Below are 1,377 nucleotides of genomic sequence, written 5' to 3'. Positions count from 1 at the left end.
TTTTTCCTGTTCGAGCGTACGCTTTTCCACGTCGTCATCGTCGAAGGGCAGGTGAGCTGCCTCGTCGTTGGCCTTCCTGCGGTGGGCGCTGTAGGCCCACCAGACGATTCCCAGGAAAACCGCCATTACCAGAAGTGTGTGAATGCCGCGTAACTCATTAATATCCATGGTTCACCGTCTGTCTGAAATCACAGTACCCAGCTGTTGCAGGTACGCGACCAGCGCTTCGATTTCGAATTTACCTTCCACCTGAGCGGCTGCTTCGGCAATCTGCTCGTCGGTGTAGGGCACGCCCAGAGTCTGAAGTGTCTCCAGCTTGGCAGCGGTCTTGCTGTGGTCGACCTTGTCTTCAAACAGCCAGGGGAATGCCGGCATGTTGGATTCAGGCACTACGCTGCGCGGGTCGTACAGATGCTGGCGCTGCCAGGCATCGGAGTAGCGTCCGCCAACACGGGCCAGATCCGGACCGGTGCGCTTGGAGCCCCACAGGAACGGGCGGTCATAAACAAACTCGCCCGCAACGGAGTAGTGGCCATACCGCTCGGTTTCCGCCCGGAACGGGCGGATCTGTTGGGTATGGCACACATGGCAGCCTTCGCGGATGTAGATGTCCCGGCCTTCCAGTTCGAGCGCTGACAGGGGCTCAAGCCCCTCTACCGGCTCGTTAACTTCTTTCTGGAAAAACAGAGGCACTACTTCGGCCAGAAAGCCGCCACTGATGGTCAGGATGATCAGTACGATCATCAGACCAATATTTTTTTCGACAATTTCGTGTTTCATCTGATCTCTCTCCCGTTACGCCGGCTGAGTTGCCGCGTTATCTTGCGCAACCGCATCTTTCTGACGCACGGTCATGTACACGTTGTAAGCCATGATCAGCATGCCTGACAGGAAGATGACGCCGCCGAGGAACCGGACGAAGTAGCCAGCGTAGGATGCCTCAAGAGATTCAACGAAGCTGTAGGTCAGCGTGCCGTCTTCGTTAACCGCACGCCACATCAGGCCCTGCATGATGCCGTTAACCCACATTGCAACGATGTACAGTACGGTGCCCACAGTGGCGAGCCAGAAGTGCACGTTGATCATCGCTGTGCTGTACATGCCCTGGAGTCCCCAAAGCTTCGGTACCAGGTGATAAACCGCGCCGATACTGATCATGGCTACCCAGCCCAGAGCACCGGAGTGAACGTGGCCGATGGTCCAGTCAGTGTTGTGGGAGAGTGCGTTCACGGTCTTGATGGACATCATCGGACCTTCGAAGGTGGACATGCCGTAGAACGACAGGGAAACCACCAGGAAGCGCAGAATCGGGTCAGTGCGCAGTTTGTGCCATGCGCCTGACAGAGTCATCATGCCGTTGATCATGCCGCCCCAGGA

General features: G+C 56.9%; 3 protein-coding genes. All 3 read right to left on the bottom strand.

Annotated features, from left to right (window positions below; genetic code table 11):
- Window positions 1-168: cbb3-type cytochrome oxidase subunit 3 (locus tag B2W52_RS07335; protein WP_286802281.1), on the bottom strand; the 168-nt coding region annotated here is incomplete at its 3' end.
- Window positions 169-171: 3 nt separating this feature from the next.
- Window positions 172-780, bottom strand: coding sequence for a cytochrome-c oxidase, cbb3-type subunit II (ccoO, locus tag B2W52_RS07330; RefSeq protein ID WP_008174732.1), 609 nt, complete (start codon window positions 778-780; stop codon window positions 172-174).
- A gap of 15 nt (window positions 781-795) precedes the next feature.
- Window positions 796-1,377: cbb3-type cytochrome c oxidase subunit I (locus B2W52_RS07325; protein ID WP_286802184.1), on the bottom strand; the 582-nt coding region annotated here is incomplete at its 5' end.

The sequence above is a fragment of the Marinobacter sp. UBA2498 genome, assembly GCF_002341575.1.
In the GTDB taxonomy this organism is placed as follows: Bacteria; Pseudomonadota; Gammaproteobacteria; order Pseudomonadales; family Oleiphilaceae; genus Marinobacter; species Marinobacter manganoxydans.
Note: the sequence above shows the minus strand (reverse complement) of the source record. Positions and strands in the feature narration are given on the sequence as shown.

What these genes read in the sequence shown, in the direction of transcription:
- ccoO (WP_008174732.1), bottom strand. Translation starts at nt 780, where the DNA reads ATGAAACACGAAATTGTCGAAAAAAATATTGGTCTGATGATCGTACTG.